General features: G+C 71.0%; 27 protein-coding genes. 18 read left to right on the top strand and 9 right to left on the bottom strand.

Annotation, left to right across the window (positions count from 1 at the left end):
* Positions 1-34: 34 nt before the first annotated feature.
* Positions 35-1,486: a menaquinone biosynthesis decarboxylase gene (locus tag ACFULQ_RS23080; protein ID WP_383546743.1), complete on the top strand. Its 1,452-nt coding sequence runs from the start codon at positions 35-37 to the stop codon at positions 1,484-1,486.
* A gap of 35 nt (positions 1,487-1,521) precedes the next feature.
* Here the strand turns inward: ACFULQ_RS23080 and ACFULQ_RS23075 are convergent, their stop codons facing one another.
* Positions 1,522-2,724: an RNA-guided endonuclease InsQ/TnpB family protein gene (locus tag ACFULQ_RS23075; protein ID WP_383546741.1), complete on the bottom strand. Its 1,203-nt coding sequence runs from the start codon at positions 2,722-2,724 to the stop codon at positions 1,522-1,524.
* A gap of 29 nt (positions 2,725-2,753) precedes the next feature.
* Between ACFULQ_RS23075 and ACFULQ_RS23070 the strand changes: the two genes are divergently transcribed.
* From ACFULQ_RS23070 to ACFULQ_RS23060, 3 genes are all read left to right on the top strand, one after another.
* Positions 2,754-2,912, top strand: coding sequence for a toxin-antitoxin system HicB family antitoxin (locus ACFULQ_RS23070; protein WP_383546740.1), 159 nt, complete (start codon positions 2,754-2,756; stop codon positions 2,910-2,912).
* An 84-nt stretch (positions 2,913-2,996) separates the two neighbouring features.
* Positions 2,997-3,899: a menaquinone biosynthesis prenyltransferase MqnP gene (gene mqnP, locus ACFULQ_RS23065; protein ID WP_383546738.1), complete on the top strand. Its 903-nt coding sequence runs from the start codon at positions 2,997-2,999 to the stop codon at positions 3,897-3,899.
* A gap of 46 nt (positions 3,900-3,945) precedes the next feature.
* Positions 3,946-4,518, top strand: coding sequence for a Uma2 family endonuclease (locus ACFULQ_RS23060; RefSeq protein WP_383546737.1), 573 nt, complete (start codon positions 3,946-3,948; stop codon positions 4,516-4,518).
* Here ACFULQ_RS23060 and ACFULQ_RS23055 read toward each other — a convergent pair.
* Positions 4,509-5,111: a rhomboid family intramembrane serine protease gene (locus ACFULQ_RS23055; protein WP_383546736.1), complete on the bottom strand. Its 603-nt coding sequence runs from the start codon at positions 5,109-5,111 to the stop codon at positions 4,509-4,511. The two genes, ACFULQ_RS23060 and ACFULQ_RS23055, sit on opposite strands and share 10 nt — an antisense overlap.
* Positions 5,112-5,190: 79 nt before the next feature.
* Between ACFULQ_RS23055 and ACFULQ_RS23050 the strand changes: the two genes are divergently transcribed.
* The 7 genes from ACFULQ_RS23050 (at position 5,191) to ACFULQ_RS23020 (ending at position 10,002) form a co-directional block, all read left to right on the top strand.
* Positions 5,191-5,871 carry a UbiX family flavin prenyltransferase gene (locus ACFULQ_RS23050; protein ID WP_383546734.1) on the top strand — a complete coding sequence of 227 codons (681 nt, stop codon included), beginning with the start codon at positions 5,191-5,193 and terminating at the stop codon, positions 5,869-5,871.
* Positions 5,872-5,950: 79 nt separating this feature from the next.
* Entirely contained in the window at positions 5,951-6,406 is a 456-nt protein-coding gene (locus ACFULQ_RS23045; protein ID WP_330265127.1) for an Lrp/AsnC family transcriptional regulator, read from the top strand.
* 38 nt (positions 6,407-6,444) lie between these two features.
* Complete coding sequence (gene mqnE, locus ACFULQ_RS23040) at positions 6,445-7,608, top strand: aminofutalosine synthase MqnE (RefSeq protein ID WP_383546732.1); 1,164 nt, start codon at positions 6,445-6,447, stop codon at positions 7,606-7,608.
* A gap of 94 nt (positions 7,609-7,702) precedes the next feature.
* Entirely contained in the window at positions 7,703-8,350 is a 648-nt protein-coding gene (locus tag ACFULQ_RS23035) for a UdgX family uracil-DNA binding protein (RefSeq protein WP_383546730.1), read from the top strand.
* A 16-nt stretch (positions 8,351-8,366) separates the two neighbouring features.
* On the top strand, positions 8,367-8,891 hold the full coding sequence (locus tag ACFULQ_RS23030; protein WP_383546728.1) for a GNAT family N-acetyltransferase: 525 nt from the start codon (positions 8,367-8,369) through the stop codon (positions 8,889-8,891).
* A gap of 75 nt (positions 8,892-8,966) precedes the next feature.
* On the top strand, positions 8,967-9,278 hold the full coding sequence (locus tag ACFULQ_RS23025; protein WP_383546726.1) for a DUF4229 domain-containing protein: 312 nt from the start codon (positions 8,967-8,969) through the stop codon (positions 9,276-9,278).
* A 46-nt stretch (positions 9,279-9,324) separates the two neighbouring features.
* The gene (locus tag ACFULQ_RS23020) at positions 9,325-10,002 is read left to right on the top strand and encodes a TetR/AcrR family transcriptional regulator (protein ID WP_383546724.1); all 678 of its coding nucleotides are present in this window, start codon (positions 9,325-9,327) and stop codon (positions 10,000-10,002) included.
* Here the strand turns inward: ACFULQ_RS23020 and ACFULQ_RS23015 are convergent.
* Complete coding sequence (locus ACFULQ_RS23015) at positions 9,987-10,895, bottom strand: MaoC family dehydratase (protein ID WP_383546722.1); 909 nt, start codon at positions 10,893-10,895, stop codon at positions 9,987-9,989. The genes ACFULQ_RS23020 and ACFULQ_RS23015 overlap by 16 nt on opposite strands.
* Entirely contained in the window at positions 10,895-12,193 is a 1,299-nt protein-coding gene (locus ACFULQ_RS23010; RefSeq protein WP_383546720.1) for a 3-oxoacyl-ACP reductase, read from the bottom strand. The genes ACFULQ_RS23015 and ACFULQ_RS23010 overlap by 1 nt, the downstream gene beginning before the upstream one ends.
* Positions 12,194-12,281: 88 nt before the next feature.
* Here ACFULQ_RS23010 and ACFULQ_RS23005 point away from each other — a divergent pair, with 88 nt between their 5' ends.
* From ACFULQ_RS23005 to ACFULQ_RS22995, 3 genes are all read left to right on the top strand, one after another.
* A complete protein-coding gene (locus ACFULQ_RS23005; RefSeq protein WP_383546719.1) occupies positions 12,282-13,550 on the top strand; it encodes an acetyl-CoA C-acetyltransferase in 1,269 nt (422 codons plus the stop codon).
* 218 nt (positions 13,551-13,768) lie between these two features.
* Complete coding sequence (locus ACFULQ_RS23000; protein WP_383546717.1) at positions 13,769-15,685, top strand: AMP-dependent synthetase/ligase; 1,917 nt, start codon at positions 13,769-13,771, stop codon at positions 15,683-15,685.
* Positions 15,686-15,818: 133 nt separating this feature from the next.
* Positions 15,819-18,137, top strand: a complete 2,319-nt coding sequence (locus tag ACFULQ_RS22995; RefSeq protein ID WP_383546716.1) for an MFS transporter — start codon at positions 15,819-15,821, stop codon at positions 18,135-18,137.
* A gap of 89 nt (positions 18,138-18,226) precedes the next feature.
* Here ACFULQ_RS22995 and ACFULQ_RS22990 read toward each other — a convergent pair whose 3' ends face one another.
* Complete coding sequence (locus tag ACFULQ_RS22990; protein WP_383546715.1) at positions 18,227-18,850, bottom strand: LysE family translocator; 624 nt, start codon at positions 18,848-18,850, stop codon at positions 18,227-18,229.
* Between the two features lie 147 nt (positions 18,851-18,997).
* Here ACFULQ_RS22990 and kstD point away from each other — a divergent pair, with 147 nt between their 5' ends.
* On the top strand, positions 18,998-20,725 hold the full coding sequence (gene kstD / locus ACFULQ_RS22985; RefSeq protein ID WP_383546714.1) for a 3-oxosteroid 1-dehydrogenase: 1,728 nt from the start codon (positions 18,998-19,000) through the stop codon (positions 20,723-20,725).
* On the opposite strand, the gene ACFULQ_RS22980 is transcribed toward kstD, so the two are convergent.
* Genes ACFULQ_RS22980 through ACFULQ_RS22970 form a run of 3 tightly spaced genes read right to left on the bottom strand, consistent with a single transcriptional unit; the run spans position 20,722 to position 22,371 of the window.
* Entirely contained in the window at positions 20,722-21,360 is a 639-nt protein-coding gene (locus ACFULQ_RS22980) for a class I SAM-dependent methyltransferase (RefSeq protein ID WP_383546713.1), read from the bottom strand. The genes kstD and ACFULQ_RS22980 overlap by 4 nt on opposite strands.
* Positions 21,361-21,391: 31 nt before the next feature.
* Entirely contained in the window at positions 21,392-21,706 is a 315-nt protein-coding gene (locus tag ACFULQ_RS22975; RefSeq protein ID WP_383546711.1) for an AzlD domain-containing protein, read from the bottom strand.
* Positions 21,703-22,371 carry an AzlC family ABC transporter permease gene (locus ACFULQ_RS22970; protein ID WP_383546709.1) on the bottom strand — a complete coding sequence of 223 codons (669 nt, stop codon included), beginning with the start codon at positions 22,369-22,371 and terminating at the stop codon, positions 21,703-21,705. The genes ACFULQ_RS22975 and ACFULQ_RS22970 overlap by 4 nt, the downstream gene beginning before the upstream one ends.
* A gap of 68 nt (positions 22,372-22,439) precedes the next feature.
* Between ACFULQ_RS22970 and ACFULQ_RS22965 the strand changes: the two genes are divergently transcribed.
* Positions 22,440-23,006, top strand: coding sequence for a helix-turn-helix domain-containing protein (locus ACFULQ_RS22965; RefSeq protein WP_383546708.1), 567 nt, complete (start codon positions 22,440-22,442; stop codon positions 23,004-23,006).
* A 135-nt stretch (positions 23,007-23,141) separates the two neighbouring features.
* Here the strand turns inward: ACFULQ_RS22965 and ACFULQ_RS22960 are convergent, their stop codons facing one another.
* A complete protein-coding gene (locus ACFULQ_RS22960; protein WP_003992177.1) occupies positions 23,142-23,345 on the bottom strand; it encodes a cold-shock protein in 204 nt (67 codons plus the stop codon).
* Between the two features lie 286 nt (positions 23,346-23,631).
* Between ACFULQ_RS22960 and ACFULQ_RS22955 the strand changes: the two genes are divergently transcribed.
* Together ACFULQ_RS22955 and ACFULQ_RS22950 are read left to right on the top strand one after the other, a co-directional pair.
* Positions 23,632-24,480 (top strand): menaquinone biosynthetic enzyme MqnA/MqnD family protein, encoded by an 849-nt coding sequence (locus ACFULQ_RS22955; protein ID WP_383546706.1) that lies wholly within the window; start codon positions 23,632-23,634, stop codon positions 24,478-24,480.
* Between the two features lie 31 nt (positions 24,481-24,511).
* A partial coding sequence (locus ACFULQ_RS22950) for a serine/threonine-protein kinase (protein WP_383546704.1) occupies positions 24,512-25,628 on the top strand: 1,117 nt, incomplete at its 3' end.

The following is a 25,628-nucleotide window of genomic DNA, read 5'->3' as shown; positions in this document are numbered from 1 at the left end:
GGGTCAGGGTAGCGGCTCGGGGATACTTGTCCCCATGGCTTACGACGATCTTCGCTCCCTGCTCAGGGCACTGGAACGCGAGGGAGACCTCAAGCGGATCAAGGCCGAGGTCGACCCGTACCTGGAGGTCGGGGAGATCGTCGACCGCGTACAGAAGTCCGGCGGGCCGGCTCTCCTCTTCGAGAACGTCTGCGGCTCCGCCATGCCCCTCGCCATGAACGTCTTCGGGACCGACCGGCGGCTGCTGAAGTCCCTGGGCCTGAAGTCGTACGGCGACATCTCCGACAAGATCGGCGGGCTGCTGCGGCCCGAGCTGCCGCAGGGGTTCGTGGGGGTGCGGGAGGCCTTCGGGAAGCTCGGCGCGATGACCCATGTGCCGCCGAAGAAGGTCAAGGAGGCGCCGGTCCAGGAGGTCGTCCTCACCGGCGACGACGTCGACCTCGACCAGCTGCCCGCCCTGTTCACCTGGCCGCAGGACGGCGGGTCCTTCTTCAACCTGGGCCTGACCCACACCAAGGACCCGGAGTCCGGGATCCGCAACCTCGGTCTGTACCGCCTCCAGCGCCACGACAAGCGCACCATCGGCATGCACTGGCAGATCCACAAGGACAGCCGCAACCACTACCAGGTGGCCGCCCGGCGCGGTGAGCGGCTGCCGGTCGCCATCGCCTTCGGCTGCCCGCCCGCGGTGACGTACGCCTCCACGGCCCCGCTCCCCGGCGACATCGACGAGTACCTCTTCGCCGGGTTCATCGCGGGCAAGCGGATCGAGATGGTGGACTGCAAGACGGTCCCGCTCCAGGTGCCGGCGCAGGCCGAAGTGGTCATCGAGGGCTGGCTGGAGCCGGGGGAGATGCTGCCGGAGGGGCCCTTCGGGGACCACACCGGGTTCTACACCCCGCAGGAGCCCTTCCCGGCCCTGAGGATCGACTGCGTCACCATGCGCCGTCGGCCGCTGCTCCAGTCGATCGTCGTGGGCCGTCCGCCGACGGAGGACGGGCCGCTGGGCCGCGCGACGGAGCGTTTCTTCCTGCCGTTGCTGAAGATCATCGTGCCGGACATCGTGGACTACCACCTGCCCGAGGCCGGCGGCTTCCACAACTGCGCGATCGTCTCGATCGACAAGAAGTACCCGAAGCACGCGCAGAAGGTGATGCACGCGGTCTGGGGGGCACACATGATGTCCCTGACCAAGCTGATCGTGGTCGTCGACGCGGACTGCGACGTGCACGACCTGCACGAGGTCGCCTGGCGGGCGCTGGGCAACACCGACTACGCGCGTGACCTCTCGGTCGTCGAAGGACCGGTCGATCACCTCGACCACGCCTCCTACCAGCAGTTCTGGGGCGGCAAGGCGGGCATCGACGCGACGCGGAAGTGGCCCGAGGAGGGCTACACACGGGACGGCGGCTGGCCCGAGATGGTCCTGTCCGACCCGGAGACGGCGGCGAAGGTCGACCGCCGGTGGAAGGAGTACGGACTTTGACTGCTCCCCTCTCTCGTCGGGAGAGGATTCCTGGCTCAGGCTGCCTCCGGGAGCGACGCTCCCGGAGGTCTTGGGCCCTCGACACCAGCCGGGTTCAGACCAGCCCGGACCAGCATGACGCGGGCGGAGTTCTTGTCCCTGGGGGATACGGCTCCGCAGGCGGTGCAGGTGTAGGTACGTTCCGAAAGAGGAAGTGCGTGCTTGGTTCTCGCTCCGCACGATGCGCAATCCATGGTGGTGTGCGCGGGGTGCACCAGACGGACGTCCCGCCCGTGCTTGCGGCCCATGTCCAGCAAAGCCTTCTTGGTGGCGCCGATTGTCGCGTCGGCGGCTTTGCGCGCCATGTGCGTCTTGGCGAGGAACTTCGGACGGAAGTCCTCCACGGCGATGATGTCGTGGTCGGTCACGACGCGCTTGGCCCACTTGCGGGCGGCGTCCTGCCGTTGACGGGCGATCTTCGCGTACGTCTTCGCCCGCAGCTTCTTCGCCGTGCGATAGCCCTTCGAGGCCGACTGCCCTTTGGCGGGTTTACGGCGGGCCATCATCCGGTCGTACCGGGTCAGCTTGGCCTTGGCCTTCCTGCCATGTTCGGCATGGGGGAGGTCGTGGGCCTCACTGGTGGTGGTCGCGGTCTCGCGCACGCCCCAGTCCACGCCGATCACCCCTCCGGCGGAGGGGAGGGACTGGACTTCCGCGGGGACGACGAACGAGGCGTACCAGTGCCCGAGACTGTCCCGGTACACACGCACACTGGACGGATCGGCGGGAAGATCCCGCGACCACACCACGGTCAGGACGATGCCGCCCGCGAGGTGCAGGCGTCCGTCCTTCAACCGGAAGCCGCGCCGCGTGTAGTTGAGGGTGGGGGCGGCCTCGCGCTTTTTCTTGCACTTCGGCATACCGGCCCGCTGCCGTTGCGGTCGGCGGTCCTTGATGTCCTTCAGCGCCTTCGCTCGGGACTTGCCGAAGTCGCGGATGAGCTGCTGCTGCGGTACCGAGCTGCCTTCGGCCAGCCACGGAGTGACGGCGCGGGCCTGGGTCAGCATCTTGTCCAGCTGGGCGGGGCCGCATTTCTCCTCGATGCGGTGGGCCTTTTTGGAGCGGGCGACGCACTCGTTCCAGATCCACCGGCAGCGGTCCCATTCGGTCAGCAGTGCCGAGTGGGCGGTCGACGACACGCGCAGCCGGTAGGCGTACCGGGCGTGCCCTGCACCGTCCCTCGCGCGTGGTGTCGTCATGACACCACGCTACCACTAGCATACGGAGCGTGACTGATGAAGTGCGAATCACGCTCAGGCTCCCTGCCGACCTACACGCCTGGCTGGTTGCCCAGGCCAAATCCGCCCGCCGGTCCCTCAATTCCGAGATCGTGTACCGCTTGGACGGCGAGCGCTCAGCCACCGCGCCGGAGGGCGGGTCACCATGACGGAGATTCGCCTTTCCCCGGCCTGCGTCGCAGGAGTTTGTTCCCTCCCCGGTCTGAAGGCCGGGGCAGCTTCGGAGGTTCTCAGTGAGTTCCGCATCCGCCGCGATCCCGCAACCGGGACGCACGAAAGCCTTCCTCCGGCTCGTGATGATCGAGCACTCGGTCTTCGCGCTGCCCTTCGCGTACATCGCCGCGCTGACCGCGATGTTCGAGTGGGACAAGAACATCCACTGGGGGCGGCTGCTTCTGGTGACGATCTGCATGGTCGGTCTGCGGACCTTCGCGATGGCCGTCAACCGGATCATCGACCGGGAGATCGACGCCCGCAATCCGCGCACGGCGCAGCGGGAGCTGGTCACCGGGGCGATGTCGGTCAAGCACGCCTGGACCGGGGCGCTGGTCGCGGTGGTGGTGTTCCTCGGCTCGGCGGCCCTGCTCAACCCGCTGTGCCTGGCGCTCGCTCCCGTCGCGGTGATCCCGATGGTGGTCTATCCGTACGGCAAGCGGTTCACGAACTTCCCGCAGGCCATCCTCGGGCTCGCCCAGGCGATGGGGCCGGTCGGCGGCTGGCTCGCCGTCACCGGGTCCTGGTCCTGGGACGCGGTGATCCTCGGTCTCGCCGTCGGCATCTGGATCGGTGGGTTCGATCTGATCTACGCCTGCCAGGACGTGGAGACGGACCGGGAGATCGGTGTCATGTCGGTGCCGGCGCGGTTCGGCATCCCGGCGGCGATCTGGGGGGCGCGGGTCTGTCACGTCCTCACGATGTCCCTGCTCGTCTGGTACGCCGTCGCCACGGACGCGGGTGGGTTCTTCTGGGTGGGGCTGATGATCGTCGCGGGCGCGTTCGTGTACGAGCACTCGATCGTGCGCCCGCATGACCTGTCCCGGCTGAACAGGGCGTTCTTCAGCGTCAACGGATTCATCGGAATCGCCCTGTTCGGGTGCGCGCTGCTTGATCTCTTGGTTCGGGGCCTGACCGTGTGACCACGGTGCCGCCTACCATCGAGTGCAGGACCCCAGGGAGGCCAGCGTGACCGTCTCGGGCATCGACCGCCTGCACTCGCAGCTCAGCAAGCTGGAGGACATGTTCCCCGGCTATCTGACGGAGATTGTCGAGGGCAGCATCGTGATGAACCCGGTCAGGCCGTTCCACGGGAAGACGATCCTCAGGGTGTCAGCCAGTCTTGAGAGCCAGCTGTCAGCGGAGTGGGCGCTGGTGAGTGACGTGGCGTTCCCCTTTGACGACGCGAACGAGTTCTGCCCGGACATCGCCGTCATCCCCGCCGAGGCGGAAGCCGAGAACCGAAGCTTCTACCCCGCTGATCTGATCGAGTTCGTAGCTGAAGTGGTGTCGCCGGAGAGCGTGCGTCGTGACTACGAGATCAAGCCACGCCGGTATGCCTCCCAAGGCATCGCCAACTATGTGATCCTCGACCCGCTGCGGGGCCACGCCGTCGCCATGTGGAATCCCGGACCCGAGGGATACCGAGGCCGCGACACCATCCCCTACGGTCCCGATCTGACCCTCGACTCCCCCCTCGGCAAGCTGACGGTCCCCACCTCTCGGCTCCCCGTCGACCCGAAAGCCCGGCCTCAGGCCTGAGCCACCTCTCGGCCCGCCCGGCGTCGGAACACGAACGCCGCTCCCACGCCCGCCGCGAGGCCCAGCAGGTGGGCCTGCCAGCTGACGCCCGACTGGGTGGGGGCCAGGCCCATCAGGATCGAGGTGCCCCAGACCGCCGCCACCAGCAGGCCGGCCAGGACGCCCAGCGGGCGGCGCTCCACGAAGCCCGTCACCACCAGGTAGCCGAAGAGGCCGAAGATCAGGCCGGACGCGCCCGCCGTGTTGGTGTGGGCCGGGGCTATGAGCCAGACGCCGAGGCCGTCGGCCACGATGATCGCCGCGCAGACCATCGCGAAGCGCCGGATGCCGCCGAGGGCCGCCAGGAACCCCATCACCAGCAGCGGGACGCTGTTCGCGGCCACATGAGCGAAGCCGAAGTGGATGAACGCGGCCGGCACGACGTCGATCAGCTCCGACGGGGTGCGCGGGGTGATGCCGAGGCTGTCCAGCGCGTGGCCGCTCGCCACGTCCACCACTTCCAGCAGCCACAGCAGCGCGACCCAGCCCAGCATGAGCTTGGCCGCGGCCTTCGCCCGATCGCCGCGCGACCACTCCAGTTCCCTGCCCGTCATGGCCACCCCTTCCCCCTGAGAAGAACGCCCGGCCCCCTTGACCGGTTCCCACCCTGCGCCGCCGGATAGGCTCGGGGGTGTGAACCCAGTCAAGCCAGGAGAGACACGGCGTACGCCTTGGATCGTAGGGGTGTCCGGCGCCTCCGGCACCCCGTATGCCGCGTCCGTGCTGCGCGCGCTCCTCGCCGCCGGGGAGAGCGTCGACCTCGTGGTCTCCCGGGCCTCGCGGCTCACGCTGCTCGACGAGACCGGCATCTCCTTCCGGGACGCCCACTGGCGCGAGGACCTGCGGGAATGGCTGGCCGCCGGCGCCGACGGCAAGCCGGCCGCCTTCGACGTCGACCTCGACGCGGTCCGGTACTGGAACGCCGGGGACCTGGCCGCCGGGCCGTCCTCGGGGTCGTACCCCTCGAAGGGGATGCTCATCGTGCCGGCCTCCACGGCCTGCGTCGCGGGCGTCGCCCTCGGCCTGTCGAAGGATCTGCTCCAGCGCGCGGCGAGCGTCACACTGAAGGAGCGTCGACCGCTGGTCGTGGCGGTACGGGAGACACCCCTGAACGGGCAGACCCTCCGCCACCTCGTCTCGCTGGACGACGCCGGCGCGAGCGTGGTCCCGGCCTCGCCGGGGTTCTACGCGGGCGCCACCCACATCCAGGACCTGGTGGACTTCGTCGCCGGGCGGGTGCTGGACGCGGCGGGCGTCGAGCATGGGCTGTACCGGCGCTGGCGGGGCGAGCTGGGCGGCGGCAGCGCCGACTGACGGGGGCACCGGGCCACAGGGCAAGTCGCAGTACCTCTCAGCACTTTCAGGAACTTTTTCAGCGGAAGGCATCGATCGCATGGACGCGGTGGACAGGCAGCTCATCCAGGCCCTGAGGGAGAACGGCCGGGCCTCGTACGCGGAGCTGGGGCGCCTCGTCGGTCTGTCGGGACCCAGCGTCACCGACCGCATCAACCGGCTGGAGGCGGCCGGGGTCATCACCGGTTACCGCGCCACGGTCGACGCCGCCTCGCTCGGCCTCGGCGTGATCGCCCTGATCGGCATCTCGCTGTCCGACGCGGCCGACCACGAGGACGTGGCGCGGCGGCTGCGGGACCTCACCGAGATCGAGGACTGCTGGTTCATCGCGGGCGACGACTCGTACATGCTGAAGGTGCGGGCATCCGACGTGGACGGCCTGGAGAAGACCATCCGGCGGCTGTCCGGGACCAAGGGCGTCTCCCGGACGCGTACCACGATCGTGCTCTCCACGAAGTGGGAGAACCGGGTCGGAGAGCTGCCCGAAGAGGCGTAGACGTACGGTGGGACAGGTCGTCGTAGAAAGGGTGTCGCATGGACGTCGGGCTCAAGCGCGAGCTGGAGGAGAAGGTCAGGGCCGGTGAGCGCCTGACCCGTGAGGACGGCATCGCGCTGTACGAGTCGGACGACCTGGCGTGGCTGGGCGGACTCGCGCACGAGGTGCGGACGCGGAAGAACGGCGACGTCGTCCACTTCAACGTCAACCGCCACCTCAACATGACCAACGTGTGCACGGCGTCCTGCGCCTACTGCTCCTTCCAGCGCAAGCCGGGGGAGAAGGACGCGTACACGATGCGCATCGAGGAGGCGGTGAAGCTCGCCAAGGCGATGGAGGGCGAGAACCTCACCGAGCTGCACATCGTCAACGGCCTGCACCCGAACCTGCCGTGGCGCTACTACCCGCGGTCGCTGCGCGAGCTCAAGGCCGCTCTCCCGGACGTCTCCCTGAAGGCCTTCACGGCGACGGAGATCCACCACTTCGAGACGATCTCCGGGCTGTCCGCCTCCGAGATCCTCGACGAGCTGATCGACGCCGGTCTGGAGTCGCTGACCGGCGGTGGCGCGGAGATCTTCGACTGGGAGGTCCGCCAGCACATCGTGGACCACCGCACCCACTGGGAGGACTGGTCCCGGATCCACCGCCTGGCGCACGAGAAGGGGCTGAAGACCCCGAGCACCATGCTGTACGGCCACATCGAGGAGCCGCGGCACCGGGTGGACCACGTCCTGCGTCTGCGTGAGCTCCAGGACGAGACCGGCGGCTTCCAGGTCTTCATCCCGCTGCGCTACCAGCACGACTTCGTGGACGTGAAGGACGGCAAGGTCCGCAACAGGTTGCAGGCCCGTACCCAGATGGCGACCGGCGCGGAGGCGCTGAAGACCTTCGCGGTCTCCCGGCTGCTGTTCGACAACGTCCCGCACGTCAAGGTCTTCTGGGTCATGCACGGCGTCCAGACCGCGCAGCTGGCGTTGCAGCACGGCGCGGACGACATGGACGGGTCGGTGGTCGAGTACAAGATCACCCACGACGCGGACAACTACGGCACGCCGAACAAGCTGACGCGTGAGGATCTGCTGGACCTGATCCGGGACGCGGGGTTCCGGCCGGTGGAGCGGAACACTCGGTACGAGATCATTCGCGAGTACGACGGGCCTGACGCGGGGCGTCGGGAGGCTCCTCAGCCGATGCGGGTCTGATTTTCGGCTGCGGGTGCGTGGGGGCTGGTCGCGCCCACGCGGCGGAGCCGCAAATGTCAGGGTCCCGCGCCCCTCAGGTGGGTACTCGGGGCGCATGATTGCGCAGGCACCCGAGTATGCCTATACCGCTGAACCGTTTCTCCCGGAGCGCGGTGGTCTTTCCGCTCTTCGCCAGGCCGCAGCCGGCTGTCGCGGGTGTCCCCTCCATCGCGACGCCACTCAGACCGTCTTCGGGGTCGGAGACCCCCACGCGCGCGTGATGCTCGTGGGGGAGCAGCCCGGGGATCAGGAGGACCGGCAGGGGAAGCCGTTCGTGGGGCCCGCCGGGAAGCTGCTGGACCGGGCGCTCGCGGAAGCCGGGATCGAACCGGCGGACGCCTATGTCACCAATGCCGTGAAGCACTTCAAGTTCACGCAGGCCGAGCCCCGTAAACGGCGGATCCACAAGGCGCCGAGTCTGCGGGAGATGGCGGCCTGCGGGCCCTGGCTCGCCAGGGAGCTGGAGCTTGTCGAGCCGGAGCTGATCGTCGTGCTCGGGGCCACCGCCGGGAAGGCGCTGCTCGGGTCGTCGTTCCGGGTCACGCAGGTGCGGGGGACCGTGCTGGAGGAGGAGATCCACGGTCGGCGGGAGCGGCTGGTGCCGACCGTGCATCCGTCGGCCGTGCTGCGCGCCGAGGACAGGGAGGGCGCGTACCGGGGGCTGGTCGCGGATCTGGAGGTGGCGGCGCGCGCATTGTCGTAAGGCTTACGATGCTGCCGTGTCCCTTACGTTTACTCTCGACCCGGCCGTCACTCCCGCCCTCCGCGACGGCATCCTCGACCTGTGGACGGACGTCAGCAACGCGGGCGGTGCCGTCGGGTTCGTCGCGCCCGTGGAGCGGGAGGCGATACGGCCCGAGCTGGTGAAGCACTTCGTGGCGATGGCGGAGGGGCGGACGCGGCTGCTCGTCGGAGTGGACGCGGAGGGCCGGGTGGCCGCTGCCGTGTTCCTCTCCTTCAACACCCACCGGCTGATGACCCACTGGCTGTGGCTCTACACCGTGATGGTGCACCCGCGCCACCAGGGCAGGGGCTACGGCCGGGACCTGCTCGGCGCCGCCGCGGAGGCGGCCCGCGGGATCGACGGCATCGAGGCGATACGGCTCACCTGTCGCGGTGGCCTCGGCCTGGAGCGTTTCTACGGCTCCTGCGGCTACAAGGAGGTCGGCCGCATACCCGGCGCGATCCGCGTCGCCCCCGGGGACGACCGCGACGACGTGATCATGCTGCTGCCGCTGGGCTGACCCCCGTCGAAGATCGGGTGCCCGGCGTGCTTCACTGGACGGTGGCCCGTTTTTGAACCGGAAGACTGGAATGACATGCTCCGCTACACGCTGATGCGCCTCGGGATCTTCGTGGGCTGCCTCGTGGTCGTCTGGGGCCTCGTCTACGCCGGCCTCGCCCCGCGCGGCCTCGGCGCCTCCAACGGCATGTGGGTCGTCCTGCTCTCCCTGCTGATCTCGGCCCCCATCAGCTTCGTCGTCCTGCGCAAGGAGCGCGACCGCGCCTCCGTCCAGGTCGCCCAGCGGGTCGACCGCATGAAGGCCAACCTGGACGCCAACCGCAGCCAGGAGGACGAGACGGTCGACGAGGCCGGTCGCACCCAGGGCCAGACCCCGCAGACCTCCTGAGCTCAACGCCCGCGCTGCCGCGCCCACATGACCGTACGCTTTGGGCATGGGTGTCGTGAAGAGCAAGCGGATGCCGCGCGCGGTGCGGGAGCAGCAGATGCTGGACGCCGCTGTGGAGATCTTCGGGCAGCGTGGGTACATGGCCGCCTCGATGGACGAGATCGCCGAACTCGCCGGGGTGTCCAAGCCGTTGGTCTATCTGTACCTGAACTCCAAGGAAGACCTCTTCACCGCGTGCATCCGCCGGGAGGCGGCCGCGCTCACCGAGGCCGTGCGGACGGGGGTGCGGACCGAGCTGCCCGTCGACCGGCAGCTGTGGGACGGCCTGCTGGCCTTCTTCACGCACACCTCGCAGCACCCGCACGGCTGGTCCGTGCTGCATCTCCAGGCCCGGATCCACGGTGAGGCGTTCGTCGCCGAGGTCACCGCGATGCGCGAGGAGATCGTCGCGTTCGTGACCCAGCTGATCGTGGTCGCGGCCCGGGAGGCGCACCGCGACCCCGATCTGCCCGAGCGGGAGGTCGCCGGGCTGGCCGAGGCCCTCGTGGGCGCCGCCGAGTCCCTCGCCGCGTGGGCCAACGCGACGCCGGGGGTCACGGCACGGCAGTCGGCGGCCACGCTGATGAACTTCGCCTGGGCCGGTCTCGGAAACCTCATGGAGGGCCGGCCCTGGGTCCCCGCGGCCGTCCCCGCCGAGGGCCCGCCGCTTCAGGTCAGCGGGTAGACGCCTCCGCTCACATGGACGCGGTCGTCGCCGCACAGCTCGAACCGCTCGCCGTTCGCCGCGTACGTCACCGTGCCCGGCAGCAGCACCGGGGCCCTGAACTCCGCCCGGACCCGCACCGCCTGGGGGGTGCCGTGGGCCGCGAGGCAGCGGGCCGCGGTCCACATGCCGTGCGCGATGGCCCTCTTGAAGCCGAAGAGGCGGGCCGTGAGCGGGTACAGGTGGATCGGGTTGCGGTCGCCGGACGCGGCGGCGTAACGCCGTCCGATGTCCCCGGCCAGCCGCCACTCGTCGACGCCGGGCAGCGGCTCGTGCGTCTCCCGCTCGGGCGCCCGTTCCCGGCCGGCGGCCTCCGGGCCGCGGTGCCGCGCGAGATACGTGCTCACCGACTCCCATACGACGTCCTCGCCCACCCGCAGCTCGGTGACCACGGCGGCCTGCGTACCGCGTCGGTGCGGCGCCAACCCGTCGACGCGCACGGAGAGTTCGTACGTCCCGGTCGCCGGCAGCTCGCGGTACCGGGTGATCTCGATCGACGTGTGCACCAGCCCGAGCAGCGGCAGCGGGAAGTCCGGCCGGCTCATCAGGCTCATCGCCGGCGGAAACCCCAGCACATGCGGATACGTCACCGGCAGCGAGTCCTCCCCGGTCGGAAACCCGCACACCCGCTCGTACGCGACCAGCCGCCCGAGATCAACCCGCACCCCACCCAACACGAGCCGCTCCCGGGGGAACTCCGCGGAGGCGGAGGGCCGCTTGAAGGGAGACCGCAGGGCACCCATGAGGAGGAGCGGGGCGAGCGAGGGAGCCCGATCGAGAACGACCCGCGGACCCTCGCGGGACGAACCCCCACCCGAGCCGTCGGCCCGTCCGTCCTCCGGTCGTGTCTCCATCACGCCCCCAGCAGGCTCTGGCCGCACACGCGTACGACCTGGCCGTTCACCGCGCCGGAGGCGGGGTGGGCCAGCCAGGCCGTCGTCTCGGCCACGTCGATCGGGAGCCCGCCCTGGGCCAGGGAGTTCATCCGGCGGCCCGCCTCCCGGATGAACAGTGGGACCGCCGCCGTCATCCTGGTCTCGATGAATCCGGGGGCCACCGCGTTCACCGTGACGCCGTGCTCCGCCAGCGCCCGGGGTGCCAGGGAGCGCACCAGCCCGACCACGCCCGCCTTGCTCGCGCCGTAGTTCGTCTGCCCGGCGTTCCCGGCGAGCCCCGCGATGGAGGCGGTGGCGACGATCCGCCCGCCCCGCCGCAGCGCACCCGCCGCCAGCAGCGCGTCCGTCGTGCGCAGCACACTCGCCAGGTTGACGTCGAGCACCGAACTCCAGCGCTCGGCGGGCATGTTGACCAGCCGCCGGTCCCGGGTGATCCCCGCGTTGTGGACCAGCACGTCCAGCCCCTCGGGCACCGCCTCGGCGATCCGCTCGCCCGCGTCGGCGGCCGTGATGTCCAGCGTGAGCGCCCGACCCCCGAGCCGCGCGGCCAACCGCTCCGCGTCCGCCGAAGCCCCCGGCACATCGAGTACGACCACCCGCGCCCCGTCCCTCGCCAGCGTCTCGGCGACCGCCGCGCCGATGCCGCGCGCACCGCCGGTCACCAGGGCCGTCCGCCCACCGAGCGGCAACGACCAGTCGACCTCGGTGTCCTCGGCCGCCTCGCCGACCTCGATCACCTGACCGCTGACGTAGGCGGACTTGGGGGAGAGCAGGAACCGCAGCGTCGACTCGGCCGCGGACACGTCCGTCAGCCGGACCAGGTTGACCGTTCTGCCCCGCCCGATCTCCTTGCCGAGCGAGCGTGTGAAGCCCTCCAACGCCTGCTGGGCCGCGGCCTGGTGATGGTCGGCCGACGAGAGCGGTGCCCCCAGGACGACGACCCGCCCGCTCGCGGCGACCGACCGCACGACCGGGTGCAGGGCCGCGTGGACCTCCGCCAGGTCCTCGACGTCCCGCACCCCGGTGGCGTCCAGGAGGACTCCGGCGGGCGCGCCCTCGGGAGAGCCGAAGTCCAGTGAGCCCAACTCCAGTCCCGACAGCTGTGACTTCCCCGCCGTGAGGACCAGCACCCCGCCCTCGAACCCCTCGGCACCCTTCGCCCACCGCCGCAGCTCCACCGGTTGCGGAAGGCCGAGTCTGCGGGTGAGGAACCGGCCCGGCGCGGTACCGGTGAAGCTCAGATAGCGGTCGGCCATGTCCATCTCCCGGGTCGGTCGCAGATTCCTTACTCTGGAGTAAGGTTACCGTAGGTAAGCCGTCGTGAGAGGTGAGGAGCTGGTGGAGATGAGCCTCCTGAATCCGGAGGTCCGCCGGGTGGCGGTCGTCGCCGGGACACGTGTCCCCTTCGCCCGCTCCGACGGCCCGTACGCCACCGCCTCCAACCAGGAGATGCTCACCGCCGCCCTCGACGCCCTCGTCGAGCGGCACGGGCTCCAGGAGCCGGGGGCCGTGGGCGAGTTCGTCGCCGGCGCCGTCCTCAAGCACAGCCGGGACTTCAACCTCGCCCGCGAGACCGTCCTCGGCTCACAGCTGGACCCGCGCACCCCGGCGTACGACATCCAGCAGGCCTGCGGCACCGGGCTCCAGGCCGTCATCGCCGCCGCCAACAAGATCGCGCTGGGGCAGACCGAGTCCGCGATCGCGGGCGGCGCCGACACCGCGAGCGACGCACCGCTCGGCGTCAACGACGAGCTGCGCCGCATCCTGCTGGAGGCCCGGCGGGCGAAGTCGGCCGGTGCCCGGCTGAAGGCGCTCGCGCGCATCCGGCCCGGCCATCTCGTCCCCGACATCCCGCGCAACGCCGAGCCCCGCACCGGACTGTCGATGGGGGAGCACGCCGCCGTCACCGCCGCCGCCTGGGGAGTGCCCCGGGAGGCGCAGGACGAGCTGGCGGCGACGAGTCACCAGCGGCTGGCCGCGGCCTACGAGCGGGACTTCTTCCGGGAGTTGGTGGTCCCCTTCCGCGGCCTGGCCCGCGACCAGAATCTGCGCCCCGACTCCACGCCCGAGAAACTCGCCGCGCTCAAGCCCGTGTTCGGCCTCAAGGACCCCAACCCCACCATGACCGCCGGGAATTCGACCCCGCTCACGGACGGTGCCGCGGTCGTCCTGCTGGCGTCGGAGGAGTGGGCGCAGGCACGCGGCCTTCAGGTGCAGGCCTACCTCACGGCGTACGAGACGGCGGCCGTGGACTTCGTCGACGGCGAGGACGGGCTGCTGATGGCCCCCGCTCACGCCGTCCCGCGGATGCTGGAGCGGGCGGGTCTCGGCCTCGACGACTTCGACCTGATCGAGATCCACGAGGCCTTCGCCTCCCAGGTCCTCGCGACCCTCGCGGCCTGGGAGAAGGAGGGGCTGGGCCCCGTGGACCGCGCCCGTCTCAACGTCGCCGGATCCTCCCTGGCCACCGGTCACCCCTTCGCCGCGACCGGCGCCCGGATCGTGGCCACGCTCGCCAGGCTGCTGGCCGAGCGGGAGGGGCCGGGCCGCGGGCTGATCTCGGTCTGCGCGGCGGGCGGTCAGGGAGTGACGGCGATTCTGGAGCGGCCGTAGGGGCCGACAGCTGACAAAGCCTCACTTTGCGGTCGAGGTTGCACAGTCCCGGCTCCGGACCATCAACGAACCCGCACAGACTCGCCACTTGAGACACTTAGGATCACCGTTCTACCCCCGGTAACCCTTCCCGGCGCACTCGCGGGTGAACGCCCCGGTACGTCCCCTGCGTACCTCATGCAGGAGCGGTACCGAGCTGCACGTCCCAGGAGCTGACCATGTCCCTCTCGTACGTGTCCGGACACGACTACGACGGCGCCCCCGTGCTCGTGGAACCCGAGATCGTGCGGCTGGACGGTGAGGTCCGCGAGGTGTCGGTGCCGCCGCTGGTCCCGCCGCTGACCCACGGCTCGCTGGCCGACCTGCCCTTCGACAACGCCGAGACGGCACCGGAGCAGCGGGTGATGAGCCGCCGTACCGACGACGGCAGCTGGGTCGACCTGACGGCGGCGGAGTTCGCCCAGCAGGTGCTGGCCCTGGCCAAGGGCCTGATCTCCGAGGGCCTGATGCCGGGTGACCGGGTCGCCATCATGGCCCGTACGACCTACGAGTGGACGCTCCTCGACTTCGCCGCCTGGGCCGCGGGCCTGGTGACGGTCCCCGTCTATCCGACCTCCTCGGTCTTCCAGACCCGGTTCATCCTCCAGGACTCCGGCGCGGTCGCCCTGGTGACCGAGACCGCCGCGCAGGCCGCCGCCCTCGGTCCGGAGCTCAGCCGGCTCCCGGACCTGCGGCACATGTGGATCATCGAGAAGGGGCATGTGGAGCGCCTCGCCGAGCTGGGCCAGGCCGTCCCGGACCAGGAGATCGGCGTACGGCGCGGCATGCTGGGCCCGGCCACCGTCGCCACCGTCGTCTACACCTCGGGCACCACCGGCCGCCCCAAGGGCTGTGTGCTCAGCCACGGCAACTTCCTCGCCGAGGTCGACAACGCGATCGAACTCCTCTACCCGGTCTTCAAGTCGAAGTCGGACGAGGCGGATCTCGCGACCCTGCTCTTCCTGCCCATCTCGCACGTCTTCGGCCGGATGGTCGCCGTCGCCTGCGTCCGCGCCCGCGTCCGCCTCGGCCACGCGCCCAGCCTCCAGGCCGAGGACCTGCTGGCCGACCTGGGCAGCTTCAAGCCGACCTTCCTCCTCGTGATCCCCTACATGCTGGAGAAGGTCTTCAACAACGCCCGCGCCAAGGCGGAGAGCGGCGGCCGGGTCACCGTCTTCGACCGCGCGACCAATGTCGCCGTCCGCTACGGCGAGGCGATGGAGTCCCGCCACGCGGGCACCGGCTCAGGACCCGGCGCGGCCCTGAAGGCGGCCCGCACCTTCTACGACCCGCTGGTGTACCGCCGTATCCGCAACGCCATGGGCGGCCGGATCCGGCACATCATCTCCGGCGGCTCCCCGCTCGGCCGCCGCCTCGCCGCGTTCTACGCGGGCGCGGGCATGGAGATCTACGAGGGCTACGGCCTGACCGAGTCGACCGGGGCCGCGACCTGCACCCCGCCCCTCAAGCCCCGCCTCGGCACGGTCGGCTGGCCCATCCCGGGCACCCGGATCCGGATCGCGGCCGACGGCGAGATCCTGCTGTACGGCGGCCAGGTGTTCCGCGGCTACTGGGACCCCTACGGCGAGGGGGTGGCCCCCGCCTCCGCCGACGGCTGGTTCCCGACCGGCGACATCGGACAGCTGGACGACGAGGGCTATCTGACGATCACCGGCCGCAAGAAGGAGATCCTGATCACGGCGGGCGGCAAGAACGTCGCTCCGGCCCCGCTGGAGAACTGGCTGCGCTCCCATCCGCTGATCTCCCAGTGCATGGTCCTCGGCGACCGCCGCCCCTACATCTCGGCGTTGATCAGCCTCGACATGGACGGCGTCAACCACTGGCGCCAGATGAACGGCAAGCACCCCGTCCCGGCCGAACTCCTCGTCGACGACGAGGAGTTGCGTGTCGTCCTGCAACGAGCCGTGGACGAGGCGAACAAGCTCGTCTCGCGCCCGGAGTCGATCCGCCGCTTCACCGTCCTGGCCACGGACTTCACGGAGGCGGCGGGCCATCTGACGCCGTCGATGAAGCTGCGCCGGGAGGCGGTCATGCGGGACTTCGCGGCGGAGATCGAAGGGCTGTACGAGCGCTGAGCGCCGGTAGGTGTAGACCTCATGGAGACGTTTGCGGCGCGCCGCGACGGTGACCTAGGTTTGGTGTACGAAACGGTTTCGGACCGGTATCGGGTGGTCCGAGCAATCCGAGCCCCATGAGGGGAGCACCATCGTGGAAGCCATTCCGGCAGCCACCGCCCAGGCCGTGCCCTCCGGCGCCACCTCCGCCCCGTCGAAACACCGGTGGTGGGCGCTGGCCGTGATCGGCCTCGCCCAGCTCATGGTCGTGCTCGACGCGACGATCGTGAACATCGCGCTGCCGTCCGCCCAGCAGGACCTGGGCTTCGACAACAACGGCAGGCAGTGGATCGTCACCGCCTACTCCCTGGCCTTCGGCAGCCTGCTGCTGCTCGGCGGGCGGCTCGCCGACCTCTTCGGCCGCAAGACCACCTTCATCATCGGCATCGTGGGCTTCGCCGCGGCCTCCGCGGTCGGCGGTGCCGCGAACGGCTTCACCATGCTGGTCGTCGCCCGCGCGGTCCAGGGCCTGTTCGGCGCCCTGCTCGCCCCGGCGGCCCTGTCCCTGCTGACGACGACCTTCACCGAACCCAGGGAACGCGCCAGGGCGTTCGGCATCTTCGGTGCCATCGCGGGCTCCGGTGCCGCCGTCGGCCTGGTCCTCGGCGGGCTGCTCACCGAGTACCTGGACTGGCGCTGGACGCTGTACGTCAACGACGTCATCGCCGTCCTCGCACTGGTCGGCGCGGTCGCCTTCATCGGCCGCTCGGTGCCGGCCGAGCGGCCCCGGCTCGACATCCCGGGCGTGATCCTGGTCTCCGGCGGCCTGTTCGGTGTCGTCTACGGCTTCGCCAACGCGGAGACGCACGACTGGGACAACTGGATGACCTGGGGCTTCCTTGCCGCGGGCGGGGTCCTGCTGGTGGCGTTCTTCCTCTGGCAGGCCCGCGCGAAGCACCCGGTGCTGCCGCTGCGGGTGCTCGCCGGCCGGGACCGCGCCGCCGCCCTGTCGACCATCCTCATCTCCTCCGCCGGGATGTTCGGCGTCTTCCTCTTCCTGACCTACTACCTCCAGTCGACGCTGGGCTACTCGCCGGTCAAGAACGGCGTGGCCTTCCTGCCGATGGTGGGCGCGCTGATGGTGATGGCGCAGCTGTCCACCAACGTGCTGGTGCCGAGGATCGGCCCCAAGATCGTCGTACCCGTCGGCATGCTGGTGGCCGCGGGCGGCATGGTCTGGCTGACCCGCCTCGGCCTCGACAGCGGCTACGCGGCCCATGTCCTGCCGCCGCTCCTGCTGCTGGGCGCGGGGCTCGGCATGTCGATGCCCGCGGCGATGAGCTACGCCACCCTCGGGGTGGAGGCGCACGACCAGGGCGTGGCCTCGGCCGCCCTCAACACCACGCAGCAGGTGGGCGGTTCGATCAGCACCGCGCTGCTGAACACCCTGGCCGCCACCGCCGCCACGCACTACGCCGAGGACCATCTGTCCGACCCGCTGGTCAAGGCGAACGCGGCGCTGCACAGCTACGAGGTCGCCTACTGGTGGTCGGCGGCCTTCTTCGCGGTCGGCGTGCTCATCACGGTGCTGCTGTTCCGGGCGAAGAAGAAGGCCGTACCGAAGACGGCGACCGCACCGGAGACGGAGGCCACGCCCGAGGTGGCGGCTGGGGCGCCCGCCGCCCCCACGGTCGCCCAGCCCGCCGTGGACACCACCGCGGCCCTCATCCGCGGCCAGGTGCGCGACGGCACCGGCGCCCCCGTGCCCCGCACCGCGCTCACCCTGCTGGACACCTCGGGCCGCCAACTGGCCCGCGCCACCTCGCGCGAGGACGGCAGCTACGCGCTGGACACCGCCGAGCGCGGCAGCCTGGTCCTCATCGGCTCGGCGCCCGGCCAACAGCCGCAGGTCGTCACACTGAGCGTGCACGGCGCACCCGTCTCCCACGACCTGGTGATCCTGCCGAGCCCCGGCGGCCTGGCCGGGACCGTGCGCGGCGGCGACGGCGAGGCCCTGCCCGGCGCGCTGGTGGTGGCCACCGACCAGCACGGTGACGTGACGGCCTCCATCACCTCGGGGACGGACGGCGGATACCTCATCGCCGACCTGCCGCCCGGCGAGTACACGCTCAGCGTCAGCGCCCCCGGCCACCGCCCCACGGCGCTGCCCGCCACCGTCACCGCCGACACCGCCCGCTGCGACATCGCGCTCACCGTCGCGGCGACCCTGCGCGGTACCGTCCGCGCCCCGGACGGCCGTGCCCTGGACGACGCGCGGGTCACCCTGATCGACGCGGCCGGCAATGTCGTCGGCACCCGCACGACCAGCGTGGACGGCGGCTACGCCTTCACCGACCTCGCGAGCGACCAGTACACGGTGATCGCCAGCGGCTACCCGCCGGTGGCCACGCCGGTGACGGTGAACGGCAGCGCAGAGGGGGTCGACGTACTGCTGGGGCACAAGGAGGCGTAGGGCGTACGGGGCTGCCGGGATCTACCTCAGCAGCCCCTTACGACCCTTGCCCGCCCTGAAGCGTCTTCTTCCTGCCGGGCGGTGCGGTGTCAAGCCAGCAGCATCTCGCCGGTGATGACCCCGGCCAGCACCACGTAGACGCCGCACGCGATGTAGTTCAGCACCGCCGTGGCTCCGGTCGAGCCGGCCAGGCGGGCCTGGAAGAACCCGGCCATGACTCCGACGCAGCCGTAGAGCAGCATCTCCATCAGGATGTTGATCGCTCCCAGGACCGCCATCTGCAAGGCCGGGTTCTCCGCCCTTCCGATGAACTGCGGGAGCACCGCGAGGTAGAAGAGAATGATCTTCGGGTTGGTGATGCTGACCAGAACGCCGCGCAGATACCAGCGACCCGCCCGCACCTCGCCGTGCCCGCTGATCGCCCGCCGCGCATGACGCAGCGTCACGAAGGCCAGCCACAGCAGATACACCGCGCCCAGAATCCGGACCGTGTCCAGGACCGACGGGTGCGACCGGGCGATCTCCCCCATGCCCGCGACGACGGCGGCGGCGTAGACGCTCATGCCGGTCCCGATGCCGAGGATGGCCTTCACCGCGGACCGGCGACCGCCTTCGAGGCCCACCGCGAGCATGTAGGCCATGTCCGGACCAGGAGGGCCGAGGAAGAGCAGGATCACGGCCATGTAGCCCGGCAGCACCGTCGGATCCACCATCGTCAGCGACCTCCGGGCGGATGATGCGGGCAGGCAGGCCCTTCCCACGGTTCCCACGAGCCGGGACCGCACACCCCTTGACTTCTCAAGACCCTCGCGCGACGTTCCGGACCTCTTCGTCCATACCGACCGCAGGGGGACCCGACCATGAGCGTGACCCGAAGACATCTGCTGGCCTCCGGTGCGGGTCTGGCCGTCGCCGCCGGGGTGCAGCAGGGCGCCAGCGCCGCCGACCTGCCGACGGCCGGGACCTACGACGTCGTCGTCATCGGGTCCGGGGCCGCCGGGATGACGGCCGCGCTCACCGCAGCCAAGCAGGGACTGAGCACCGTGGTGCTGGAGAAGGCGCCCACCTTCGGCGGGTCCGCCGCCCGTTCCGGTGCCGGGATCTGGATCCCCAACAACCCCGTCATCCTGGCCGCCGGTGTCCCCGACACCCCGGCCAAGGCGGCCACCTACCTCGCCGCCGTCGTGGGCCCGGACGTCCCCGCCGCCCGGCAGCAGGCCTTCCTCGCCAACGGCCCCGCCATGATCTCCTTCGTCATGGCCAACAGCCCGCTGCGCTTCCGCTGGATGGAGGGGTACAGCGACTACTACCCCGAGCTCCCGGGCGGTCTCCCGAACGGCCGCTCCATCGAGCCGGACCAGCTCGACGGCAAGATCCTCGGCGCCGAGCTCGCCCGCCTGAACCCGCCGTACCTCGACGTCCCCGCCGGGCTGGTGGTGTTCAGCGCCGACTACAAGTGGCTCGCCCTGTCCGCCGTCAGCGTCAAGGGCGCCGCCGTGGCCGCCGAGTGCCTGGCGCGCGGCACGAAGGCGGCCCTGCTCGGGCAGACCCCGCTCACCATGGGCCAGTCCCTGGCGGCCGGCCTCAGGAAGGGCCTCCTGGACGCGGGCGTGCCCGTCCGCCTCAACACGCCCCTCACCGAGCTGTACGTCGAGAACGGCACGGTCACCGGAGCGGTCACCCCGGGCGGCCTCTACCGGGCCCGGCGGGGCGTGATCGTCGGCTCCGGCGGCTTCGAGCACAACGCGGCCATGCGGAACCAGTACCAACAGCAGCCCATCGGCACGTCATGGACGGTCGGCGCGAAGGAGAACACCGGGGACGGCATCCGGGCCGGACAGCGGCTCGGCGCCGATGTCGCCCTCATGGACGACGCCTGGTGGGGACCGGCGATCCCGCTCCCCGACGAGCCGTACTTCTGCCTCGCCGAACGCACCCTCCCCGGCGGCCTCATCGTCAACGCGGCCGGGCGGCGGTACGTCAACGAGGCCGCCCCCTACAGCGATGTCGTCCACACCATGTACGAGCGCAATCCGACCGACCCGGACATCCCGTCCTGGCTGATCGTCGACCAGAACTACCGCAACCGGTACCTCTTCAGGGACATCGCGCCGACCTTCGTCCTGCCCGCCGACTGGTACAGCTCGGGCGCCGCGCACAAGGCGTGGACGGTCGACGCCCTGGCCGGCTCCATCGGCGTCCCCGGGGCCGCCCTGCGCGCCACCGTGGACCGCTTCAACTCCCTGGCGCTCAAGGGCGACGACACGGACTTCGGACGCGGCGACAGCGCCTACGACCACTACTACACGGACCCCGCGGTCCTCCCCAACTCCTGCCTCGCGCCCCTGTGGCTGCCCCCGTACTACGCCTTCCGGATCGTCCCGGGCGACCTCGGCACCAAGGGCGGTCTGCGCACCGACGCCCGCGCCCGCGTCCTGCGCCCGGACGGCTCGGCGATCCCGGGCCTGTACGCGGCCGGAAACGCGAGCGCGGCGGTCATGGGCCACAGCTACGCGGGCGCGGGCTCGACGATCGGCCCGGCGATGACGTTCGGGTACATCGCGGCCCGGGACATCGCGGGGCTCTAGGGGCGGCGGGCGATCAGGAACGCCTGCTGGGACACCTCCTCGGGGCCGGGTTCGCGCACCGTCTGCGAGACGAGCGCGAAGCCGGCCGCCCGGAGCAGTGCGGCGATTCGCTCCGGCTGCCGCCTCAGGAAGGTCAGGGAGACGGGGCGTCCCCAGGGGCGGTCGTGGTGCCGGTCCTTGTCGCCGGCCTGGAAGGCGACGAGGAGATGTCCGCCCGGTGCGAGCACCCGGTGGAACTCGGCGAACAGGCGCGGGAGTTCGTCCACAGGGGTGTGGATGGACGAGTACCAGGAGACGGCACCGGTGAGCGCCCCGTCCGGCAGGTCCAGTGCCAGCATCGACCCCTGCTCGAACCGCAGCCCCGGGTTCTCCCTGCGAGCGATGGCGAGCATCGACTCCGACAGGTCGAGCCCGAAGACGGACAGCCCGAGCGAGGCGAGATGCGCGGTGATCCGCCCGGGCCCGCACCCCAGGTCGGCGACCTGTCCGCCGTCCCCCACCAGCTCGGCGAACCCGGCCAGCAGGACCCGGTCCAGGGGACTGACGGTGAGCACCCCCTTGAACTGCTCGGCGTAGTCCTCGGCGACGGAGTCGTAGAACGTCCGGGTCGCGGTCACGAAGTCGGTGTCGGTCATGGCCGGGGACCCTAGCGGCCCCCACTGACACTCACCCGACCCCGGCAGCCCGCAGCACCGCGGCCGCGGCCGCCGCCCCCAGCACCACCACCACGAACGGAGCCCGGCGCCACGCCAGCACCGCCCCCACCAGCACCCCCGCCGGTCGCGCCCACCCCGCGAACCCGTCCCCCTCCGTCAGGGAACCGGTCGCCAGCAGGGCCACTAGCAGGACGATCGCGCCCGCCGACAGCAGTTCCTGGACCCGCGGCGGGACGGCGACCCGCCCGTGCAGTACCGGGCCGACCAGCCGGAAGGCGTACGTGCCCACCGCAAGCGTCAGGATCATGGCGACCGTGGGGCTCATGCCGGCCTCCTGCCGCCGTGCAGGACCAGCCCGGCCAGTGCCACCAGCACCGGCACCCCGGCCGGGACCGCCGGGGTGACCGCCAGGGCCAGGGCGGCGCCGAGCAGCGCGGACCGTCGTACGGCCGCATCCGTGCGCAAGGTCGGCAGGACCAGGGCGACGAGGACGGCCGGGAACGCGGCGTCCAGGCCGTATGTGCCGGTGTCGCCCAGGGCGCCGCCCGCCAGCGCGCCCAGCAGCACACCGGTGTTCCAGACGGCGAACAGGCCGAGCCCCGAGATCCAGAAGGCGGCGCGGCGGCGGGCCGGGTCGGGCTGGGCGAGGGCGAAGGCCACCGTCTCGTCGGTGACGAGGTGGGCGCCGAGGAGGCGGGACACCCGGCCCGGGCCCAGGACGCCGGCGACGGCCAGGCCGTAGGCCGCCGTACGGGTGTTCAGGAGCAGCCCGGTGACCGCCGCGGCGAACGGGCCGCCCCCGGCCAGCAGCACGCCCACCGCGCTGAACTGGGCCGAGCCCGCGTACACCACCAGGGACATCACCACCGGCACCCACACCGGAAGGCCCCCGGTCACGGCGATCGCGCCGAAGGACACGCCCACGACCCCGCTCGCGAGCCACACGAGCGCACTGTCACGGACCAAGGCCGTTCGCTCTGCCGTACGCATGTTCACTACAGTGGACGGTAGGCATTCTGTTCGTCAAGGCGAACGATCGTACCGATGGAGCGAACGACATGTCCGACAGCGCCCCGCCCCGGCTCCCCCTGGACTGGATCGCCGCCTCGCTCAAGCGGGAACGCGCCCGCGCCGGGCTCTCCCTCTCCGAGCTGGCCAAGCGCGCCGGGATCGCCAAGTCCACGCTGTCCCAGCTGGAGGCGGCGAGCGGGAACCCGAGCGTGGAGACCCTGTGGGCGCTGGGCGTGGCACTCGGGGTGCCCTTCAGTGCGCTGGTGGAGCCGCCGACGGCGTCCGTCCGGGTGATCAGGGCGGGGCAGGGGCCGACCGTGGCCTCCGAGAAGGCCGAGTACGCGGCCACGCTGCTCTCCGCGAGCCCGCCCGGGGCGCGCCGGGACATCTACCACCTGCGGGCCGAGCCGGGGGCCGTACGGGAGTCGGAGCCGCACATTCCGGGGACCGTGGAGCACCTGATCGTGAGCAGTGGGCGGGTGAAGGCGGGACCGGCGGGGGAGGAGGCCGAGCTGGATCCCGGCGACTACATGACCTACCGCGGGGACGTGGCCCACTCGTACGAGGCGCTCGCCCCCGGGACGACCTTCGTGCTCGTCATGCAGCACGTGTGAATCCGTGCGCGCAAAGGCAGGAGCCCAAAGGCAGGAGCCCAAAGGCAGGAGCCCCGCTGCCGTGCGGCGCGGGGCTCCTTGGGTACTGCTTTCAGGTCCGGATCAGAGGCTGGAGAGCCTCGGAGACGGGATCGCTCAGACGGGGGTGACGTTCTCCGCCTGCGGGCCCTTCGGGCCCTGCGTCACGTCGAAGGAGACCTGCTGGTTCTCCTCCAGCGAACGGAAGCCGCTCGCGTTGATCGCGGAGTAGTGGACGAAGACGTCGGGGCCGCCGCCCTCCTGGGCGATGAAGCCAAAGCCCTTTTCGGCGTTGAACCACTTCACGGTTCCGGTAGCCATAAGCCCTCCTTGGGCCCAAAAGGGTTGCCCTGCTCCAGAACCTGCAAGTGTGAAAACAGTGCCGCACAACTGCATACGTCTGAAAACGACTAGAGCCCGCGGTTACATGCTCCGCAGGCTCTGTACTGCAAGGGAAACCAAACTGCAACTTGCGGCGAGCCTAGCACGCGGGCAGCCGAAAGCAATAGAGGCCAAGATCACGTCACCCGGATGTTTGAAGATCGCGGAGAGGTTGACCTCGGGGGCCGAAGTTCGAAGCGTACCCCAAGGGGTCTACTGTCGCGATGTGGACAATTCTCGCACCCGGCCGCGCGTCGGCCACATCCAGTTCCTGAACTGCCTGCCCCTGTACTGGGGGCTCGCGAGGACGGGCACGCTCCTCGACTTCGAGCTCACGAAGGACACCCCGGAGAAGCTCAGCGAGAAGCTGGTGCAGGGAGACCTCGACATCGGCCCCATCACCCTCGTCGAGTTCCTCAAGAACGCGGACGACCTGGTCGCCTTCCCCGACATCGCCGTCGGCTGCGACGGCCCGGTCATGTCCTGCGTCATCGTCTCGCAGGTCCCGCTGGACGAGCTGGACGGCGCCAGGGTGGCCCTCGGGTCGACCTCGCGCACCTCGGTCCGCCTCGCCCAGCTCCTCCTCGCCGAGCGCTACGGCGTCCGGCCCGACTACTACACCTGCCCGCCCGACCTCAGTCTGATGATGCAGGAGGCGGAGGCGGCCGTACTCATCGGAGACGCGGCGCTGCGGGCGAACCTCCTCGACGGGCCGAAGTTCGGCCTCCAGGTGCACGACCTCGGCGCGCTCTGGAAGGAGTGGACCGGGCTGCCGTTCGTCTTCGCCGTCTGGGCCGCCCGCCGGGACTACCTGGAGCGCGAGCCTGTCATCACCCGCAAGGTCCACGAGGCGTTCCTCGCCTCCCGCAACCTCTCCCTGGAGGAGGTCGGCAAGGTCGCCGAACAGGCGGCCCGCTGGGAGGCCTTCGACGAGGAGGTCCTGGAGAAGTACTTCACGACCCTGGACTTCCGCTTCGGCGGCCCCCAGCTCGCGGCCGTCACGGAGTTCGCCCGCCGGGTGGGGCCCACGACGGGTTTCCCCGGGGACGTGAAGGTGGAACTGCTTCAGCCCTAACCTGCATCTGAACCTTATGGGGGAGGCCGGTATGCAGCCGCTGGGAGTCGACGAGCCCACCGCCGTGGGTCCCTACCGGCTGCTCGGCCGGCTCGGGTCCGGCGGCATGGGCCGGGTCTACCTCGGCCGCAGCGCCGGGGGCCGCACCGTCGCGGTGAAGATCGTGCACCCGCACTTCGCGCTCGACGAGGAGTTCCGGGCCCGCTTCCGGCGCGAGGTGGACGCGGCGCGCAGGGTCGGCGGGGCGTGGACCGCGCCGGTCCTGGACGCCGACCCGGAGGCCGCGGTGCCATGGGTGGCCACGGGGTACGCGGCGGGTCCGTCGCTGGCCTCGGCGGTCACCGACGGCGGCCCGCTGCCCGAGCACTCCGTACGGGTGCTGGGGGCCGGCCTCGCCGAGGCGCTGGCGGCCGTGCACGACCTGGGGCTCGTCCACCGGGACGTGAAGCCCTCCAACGTCCTGCTCACCGTCGACGGCCCGCTCCTCATCGACTTCGGCATCGCCCGGGCCACGGACGGCACCGCGTCCCTGACCTCCACGGGGGTCTCGATCGGGTCCCCCGGCTACATGGCGCCCGAGCAGATCCTCAGCAAGGGCATCTCGGGCGCGGCGGACGTCTTCTCCCTGGGCGCGGTGCTCGCGTACGCGGCCACGGGGGCGCCGCCCTTCCCCGGGGACTCCTCGGCCTCGCTCCTCTACAAGGTCGTCCACGAGCAGCCCGAACTCGGCTCGCTGAGCGGTGAGTTGCGGGACGTCGTGGAGACCTGCCTCGCCAAGTCGCCGCAGGAACGGCCGGCTCCGGGCGAGCTGGCCCGGCGGCTGGCTCCCGAGGGGGCGGCCCGGCTGGTGACGGCGGGGTGGCTGCCGGGGGCGCTGGTCGAGCAGGTGGGGCGAAGTGCCGTACAGCTGCTGAATCTGGAGGGGGCGGGGGAGCAGCCGTCCGGCCTTGTGGGGTTCAGCACTCCGTCGGTCGGCGCGTTCGGGCCGCCGCCGGTGATGCCGGTGACGCCGGTCGTGTCCGCGGGGGCGCCTCCGGCCGCCGCGGCCGGGCCCCCGGCGTTCCCCATCACGCCGCCGCCCCCTCTCTCCACGCCCACCGGGCCGGTTGTTCCGGAGCCCCGGGACGCGACGCCGGACGAGACGGTGG

Source organism: Streptomyces sp. NPDC057253 (genome assembly GCF_042669125.1).
Classification (GTDB): Bacteria; Actinomycetota; Actinomycetes; order Streptomycetales; family Streptomycetaceae; genus Streptomyces.
This window is presented reverse-complemented; position numbering and strand designations above follow the sequence as displayed.